The sequence below is a fragment of the Streptomyces sp. NPDC058964 genome, from assembly GCF_042741275.1.
Taxonomy (GTDB): domain Bacteria; phylum Actinomycetota; class Actinomycetes; order Streptomycetales; family Streptomycetaceae; genus Streptomyces.
In genome coordinates, this window is sequence record NZ_JBHYKH010000292.1 from 1 (window position 1) to 5,476 (window position 5,476).

A 5,476-nucleotide genomic window follows, 5' to 3' on the forward strand; every position below is an offset into this window, starting at 1 on the left:
GGTCACCCCGCCCGCCGGGTCCGCGACGGGATGGGAGTGCGATCACTCAGACCTGGTTGAAGCGCGCGATGACGGTGTGGTTCTCGTCCATGGTGATCTGGTACTGGGTCGTGGCGTCGTCCACTTCCTGGCCGTCGACCTCCCAACCCGCGAACACCCAGCCGGGGTTGGCCTTGGCGGTGACCGTCACCTGGGTACCGGGGTCGTACGGTCCGAACTCGCTGACCGAGACGGTGCCGCCGCCCTCCGGGGCGACCTGCATGGAGAGGTTGCTCCGGTTGGTCACCTTCGAGGCGCGGTAGTCGGCCACGAGGGGCGTCGCGAGCTGTGCGACGCCGGCGTTGTTGTTCTGCGCGTTTCCGAGCGCCTGGCCGTTGACCGTGTTGATGGTGTTGGAGTACTGGTTGATGACCCTGCAGGTGGGCCGGCAGGGCGTGCTGTATGCCATCAGCGTGTGGTAGGCGTTGTCCGCGGTGATCCAGCCGAAGTTGGATGCGCCCGGTGCCGGCGTGCCCCCTTGGGCGATGACCGTCGCGCGGTCGTGCTGCATGCCCAGGTTGTGACCGAGCTCGTGGCCGAGGTTGTCCCAGTCCTTCACGGACAGAACGCTCGTGACGGAGTAGGCGTACCCGCTGGTCTGGGAGGTCACGACCGACGGCAGGTCGGCCGCGCCCGAGCTGAACCGGCCGGGGATGGAGGCCAGCAGCGCCACCAGGTCGGCGCCGTAGAGCTCCCGGGCCGCACGGGCCGGGACGCCGATGTTCACGTCGAAGGGGTTGTTGAGCTTGCTGAGGAGGGTGTTCGCGTCCTCGTTGGTCACCCCCGACGGCAGCGTCTGGTAGGAGTGGACGACGTGCACGCTGGCCGGCACGTTGGTGATGGCGAGCGCCTTGTTCATCTGGCTCACGCCGTAGCGGATCCGGGCCTCCACCTCGGTGACACCGCCGAGTTCGGTGACGGTGGCCGGGGTGTAGGGCACGACGATGTCGATGGCGACGGGGTTCGAGGCGTCGGCCCTGGGCGCCTTCCTGGGTGCCTTCTTGACGTGCTTCGGCAGGTTCCCCGTCACGGTGTCGACTCCCTGGCCGCTGGGGGGCAGCTTCAGGGTGTCGATCTCCTCGAGGCAGTACTCGCCGGGGCGCTTGGGGTTCGGCGTGAACAGGTAGTCCCTGGTGCCGACCTCGATGACGCCGTCGAGGGTGACCCGGCCGCCCGAGCAGGCTCCGATGATGGACAGGGAGACCGTGTCCTCCGGGTTCTTCGGGTCGTAGCCGTCCCAGTACACCGTGCCGCTGTCGTCCTTGCGGTAGTAGTCCCGCACGGCGGTGACCGGAGGGGTGTCGCGGAAGAGGCGCCAGGTGCGGACCTCCGGCACCCCATCCTTTTGCTTGCCGCACAGGCCCTTGAACTCCTTGGCGTCGGCGCGCATTACGGCCTTGCGCACCACCCAGGGCTCGTTGGAGCCGCCTTTGGCGAGCGCCGGGGTCGGGGTCATGGCCAGGGGCACGGCCGTGAGGAGAGCGGTCGTCGCCGTACAGGCGGCGAGCAGGGAACGACGCATGGGCTACATCAGCCTCTCTATCGGCGGATTCGCCCTATATTCGGCCGCTACGATCGCGTCATGTCATCGAACACGTAGGCACGAGCAGGATGTCGGGTCGAGGTTCATCCGGTCAGCCGTCAGCGGGCCCGAGAGCGACGCGGCGAGGCACCGCCGTCCAGCGGGCGGGCGACGGCACGGTCCCGACCGTGCCGGGGGAACGAATGGAATGCCGTTTCTCGGCGGACCTCGCGCGGGTGGGGCCTCCCGGCCGCCCGTGCGGCTTCGGTGAGGAGGCGGGCGCTGTACCTGGGATCGAGGAGAACCGCGGAACGCCAGGGGCTTCCCGGAGGGCAGGCGTGCGTGTTCCGGCGGCGCGAAGGGGGATGCGGTGGGCGGTGCGGCCACGGGATTGCGTCGGGTGGCGGCCGCAAGGCATCTCCTGGGGGCTACCTGAAGCCCATCGGTCCCGCCGGGCGCGCGTCTGTCGTGCGGGGAAGCCTAGCCGAGCACATGGGGTGTGCCACCGCTCCCTCAGTTCCGCCCCTCTTCGTTCAGCATGGCGCGTGCCTTGCGTTCCACCAGGATGGGGATGAAGTCGCGGACGGGTCGGCCGTGGAATGCGGTGCGGGCTTCGGCGACAGCGGCTTCGACCGCTTCGGGTGCGTGTGTGGCCGCGTAGCTGGTCTTCAGCCGTTCGATGACCGCCTTGATGGCCTCTTCCTCGCGTGCGTCGGTCGCCACCACGTCACCTGCCCGGGAACGGTGCTCTCCGGAGTGGACCCCACTCGGACGTCGGAAGCAGAAGGGTAATGGCGTCATCATGACGCGCTCGCGCCGAGGCCACCAGCAGATCGGCGGGATGTTTCCGCATGTGGCGACGCGAATTCCTCGAGGAGGCCGGAGCGGGAATGCTTCGGCGAGAGCCGCTGTTGTACAGCACAGAACTGACATGCCCTGATCAAGAAGGCCATGTCGGTGGAAGGAGGACCCTGTGGCACGCAGCACCGCGCGTCCCGTCGTCAGGCTGAAGTCGACGGCCGGGACCGGCGTCACCTACGTGACGCGCAAGAACCGCGGCAACGACCCCGACCGGCTCGTCCTGCGCAAGTACGACCCCGTGCTGGGACAGCACGTCCAGTTCCGCGAGGAGCGCTGAACCTGCCGTCCGCCCCTGGGCGGACGGCATGAGGAAGGAAATCCCATGAGGACCGGCATTCATCCCAGCTCCCGAGCGGTCGTTTTCCGTGACCGCGCCGCCGGCGTCGCGTTCCTGACGCGTTCCACGGCGGCTTCGGAGCGGGCGATCCAGTGGGAGGACGGCAACACCTACCCGCTGGTCGACGTCGAGATCTCGTCGGCGAGCCATCCGTTCTACACCGGAGCCTCCGGGGTCGTGGACACCGCCGGCCGTGTGGAGCGCTTCGAGCGGCGTTACGGCCGCCCGGCCGCGGCCCGGAACTGACCGCGATCCGAGGGCCCGAGAAAGAGGAAAGACAGCCATGAAGGTACGCACGTCCCTGCGTTCGCTGAAGACCAAACCGGGGGCTCAGGTGATCCGCCGACGGGGAGTGGTCTTCGTCGTCAACAAGAAGAACCCGCGTTTCAAGGCCCGACAGGGCTGACGGCTTCGCGGTGAGCAGGAAAGGTCCGGTCCCGCGGCCCCCGGGGGACCGGACCGTTCCGCGCTGTCGCCGCCCGTGCACGACGCGTCGCGGCCGGTCCGCCCGGGTTCCGGGCGGCGCCGACACGAGGGCGTCTCGCGGATGTACTTCGCGATGCCCGTGTCGCCGGACCACCTCCTCGCGGGCGCACCACGAGGACCGCTGCGACCGTACATCCAACGAGTCCAACGGGTGACGGGCGTGGCCGCCCAGGCCATCGAGGCGTTCGTGGCCGCTCGCGAGGACTTCTGTCCGGGGTGAGAGAGGCGGCGCGCGCCCCACCTCCCGCCTCGGCCGCAGGGCGGGCGCGGGTCGGCGTCAGTCGGAGCCGGCCGTGCTCACCGCAGCGTCGAGGAGGGGGCCGAGTTCCCGGGCGACCGTCGTCAGTGCGCGGGTGTCATGTTCCGCCCGGGCGATGAGGATCGCCCCTTCCAGGGCGCTGATCATGACCGTGGCGAGCGCCGCGGCCCGTTCCGCGGGCACGCCCATGTCCGTAAGGGCCCTGGCCACCGACCCGGTCCAGGCCGCGAACGCGGCAGCGGCGGCCTCCCTGGTGGACGCCGTGGACTCCACGCAGTCCACCGTGGCGGCCGCCACGGGGCAGCCCCCGGCGAAGCCCTCGGCCTCGTACTCGTCGGTCCACTGGCACACCATCCGGGCGAACAGCCCGCTGGGCGTCGGCTCGGGCAGGGCGGCGAGGAAGCGATCGACGCGGTTGCCCGCGTATCTGCCCGCCCAGCCCACCGCCTCGTTGACGAGCTGTTCCTTGCCGCCGGGGAAGTAGTGCTGGAGCGAGCCGCGGGGAGCGTCGGCGTGGGCGGCGACCTCACGCATTCCGGTGGCGGCCACCCCCTCACGCCGGATGAGCTGAGCCGCGCTGAAGACCATCCGCTCGCGTGGCCCCCTCTCGTGCGCCATGCCCGACCTCCCCCACCGCCATCGATTCACGGGTCTTCGGCACCATCCTATGACCGTGGTCATAACACCGGCTACTATGACAGCGGTCATGACGGGTGGGCGAGGACGGCTCGGCCTCGGCGCGGGCCGGAAACGGCGGTGCAGCGTGTACGTGGGTTTCGTCGGACTCGGGGTCATGGGGCAGCCCATGGCGCTCAACCTCGTCCGCGCGGGAACGCCGCTCGTCGTCTGGAACCGAACCCCGGCCAGGTCCGAGCCCTTGCGCTCGGCTGGAGCCGAGGTCGCATCGGGTCCCGCCGAGGTCTTCGAACGGGCTCGCACCGTGATCCTGATGCTGGCCGACGAGGCCGCCGTCGACGCGGTCCTGGGGCGCGGCACCCCGGACTTCACCGCGCGCGTCGCCGGCCGCACCGTCGTCCACATGGGCACGACCTCGCCGGAGTACTCGGGCGGTCTGGAGCACGACATCCGTGCGGCCGGCGGGAGATACGTCGAGGCACCGGTCTCGGGTTCCCGCGTCCCCGCCGAGCGGGGGCAGTTGGTGGCGATGCTCGCGGGCGACGGCGCCACCGTGGCGGCCGTGCGGCCACTGCTCGACCCCATGTGCCGCGACACGTTCGGCTGCGGCCCCGTTCCGGACGCCCTGCTGATGAAGCTCTCCGTGAACCTCTTCCTCATCACGCTCGTCACCGGACTGACCGAGGCGTTCCACTTCGCCGACCGGCAGGGTCTCGACCGGCGCCTGTTGCGGCACGTGCTCGACGCGGGCCCGATGGCCAGCGACGTCTCCCGGGTGAAGTCCGCGAAGCTGCTGGACCGGGACTTCGCCGTCCAGGCGGCGGCCGAGGACGTACTGAAGAACAACCGCCTGATCGCGGAGGCCGCCCGCAAGGCGGGCGTCGCCTCACCCCTCCTCGACGTCTGCCACGCCCTTTACGACGAGACCGTGGAGCAGGGGCACGGCGACGAGGACATGGTGGCCGTGCTGCGCGCGCTGGAACTCCGGACCGGCGGCTCGCACCCGCACTGACGGTGCGCCCGTCTCACTGTCCGCCGCGCCGAGGAGGGTGACGATGAACGTGACCTGCCTGCCGTACGGCGGGAGCAGATGCTCGCCGAGCACGGAGCCGCGTGGCTGCGGGTGAGTGATCAGTCGGCGCGGAGTGCGACCGTGATGCGGGTGTTGCGGACAGAGCTCGGTGCAGGCCTGGTCAACGCCAAGGCGGTGCTGCGCCGCGTGCTGAGCGGCGACTGCTCGGGGACACTGCCCGAGATGGAACACCTGGCGCGCAGATCGACGGACGCGGGCATCGCCGCCGTGGCCACTCGGCCTCACGCCGGCTGACGAAGGAAA

The 5,476-nt window shown here is 70.2% G+C and carries 8 protein-coding genes; 5 read left to right on the plus strand and 3 right to left on the minus strand.

Annotated features, from left to right (window positions below):
• Positions 1-46: 46 nt before the first annotated feature.
• Complete coding sequence (locus tag ACFW2E_RS29485) at positions 47-1,561, minus strand: reprolysin-like metallopeptidase (RefSeq protein WP_384470115.1); 1,515 nt, start codon at positions 1,559-1,561, stop codon at positions 47-49.
• A gap of 513 nt (positions 1,562-2,074) precedes the next feature.
• The gene (locus tag ACFW2E_RS29490; RefSeq protein WP_384470116.1) at positions 2,075-2,284 is read right to left on the minus strand and encodes a three-helix bundle dimerization domain-containing protein; all 210 of its coding nucleotides are present in this window, start codon (positions 2,282-2,284) and stop codon (positions 2,075-2,077) included.
• A gap of 250 nt (positions 2,285-2,534) precedes the next feature.
• On the opposite strand from ACFW2E_RS29490, the gene rpmG reads away from it, so the two are divergent.
• The 3 genes from rpmG to ykgO are packed head-to-tail and all read left to right on the plus strand — an operon-like array spanning position 2,535 to position 3,165.
• Positions 2,535-2,699, plus strand: coding sequence for a 50S ribosomal protein L33 (gene rpmG / locus ACFW2E_RS29495; RefSeq protein ID WP_384470117.1), 165 nt, complete (start codon positions 2,535-2,537; stop codon positions 2,697-2,699).
• 45 nt (positions 2,700-2,744) lie between these two features.
• Positions 2,745-3,005, plus strand: coding sequence for a type B 50S ribosomal protein L31 (locus ACFW2E_RS29500; RefSeq protein WP_384470118.1), 261 nt, complete (start codon positions 2,745-2,747; stop codon positions 3,003-3,005).
• Positions 3,006-3,042: 37 nt separating this feature from the next.
• The gene (gene ykgO, locus ACFW2E_RS29505) at positions 3,043-3,165 is read left to right on the plus strand and encodes a type B 50S ribosomal protein L36 (protein ID WP_384470119.1); all 123 of its coding nucleotides are present in this window, start codon (positions 3,043-3,045) and stop codon (positions 3,163-3,165) included.
• A 357-nt stretch (positions 3,166-3,522) separates the two neighbouring features.
• Here the strand turns inward: ykgO and ACFW2E_RS29510 are convergent, their stop codons facing one another.
• Entirely contained in the window at positions 3,523-4,122 is a 600-nt protein-coding gene (locus ACFW2E_RS29510) for a TetR/AcrR family transcriptional regulator (RefSeq protein WP_384470120.1), read from the minus strand.
• A gap of 145 nt (positions 4,123-4,267) precedes the next feature.
• Between ACFW2E_RS29510 and ACFW2E_RS29515 the strand changes: the two genes are divergently transcribed.
• Entirely contained in the window at positions 4,268-5,152 is an 885-nt protein-coding gene (locus ACFW2E_RS29515) for an NAD(P)-dependent oxidoreductase (protein ID WP_384470126.1), read from the plus strand.
• Between the two features lie 150 nt (positions 5,153-5,302).
• The gene (locus ACFW2E_RS29520; RefSeq protein ID WP_384470121.1) at positions 5,303-5,467 is read left to right on the plus strand and encodes a hypothetical protein; all 165 of its coding nucleotides are present in this window, start codon (positions 5,303-5,305) and stop codon (positions 5,465-5,467) included.
• Positions 5,468-5,476: the final 9 nt, after the last annotated feature.

Excerpts from the sequence above, each read along its gene's own strand:
- ACFW2E_RS29510 (WP_384470120.1), bottom strand. The coding sequence starts at position 4,122 with ATGGCGCACGAGAGGGGGCCACGCGAGCGGATGGTCTTCAGCGCGGCT.
- ykgO (WP_384470119.1), top strand. The coding sequence starts at position 3,043 with ATGAAGGTACGCACGTCCCTGCGTTCGCTGAAGACCAAACCGGGGGCT.
- ACFW2E_RS29500 (WP_384470118.1), top strand. The coding sequence starts at position 2,745 with ATGAGGACCGGCATTCATCCCAGCTCCCGAGCGGTCGTTTTCCGTGAC.
- ACFW2E_RS29485 (WP_384470115.1), bottom strand. The coding sequence starts at position 1,561 with ATGCGTCGTTCCCTGCTCGCCGCCTGTACGGCGACGACCGCTCTCCTC.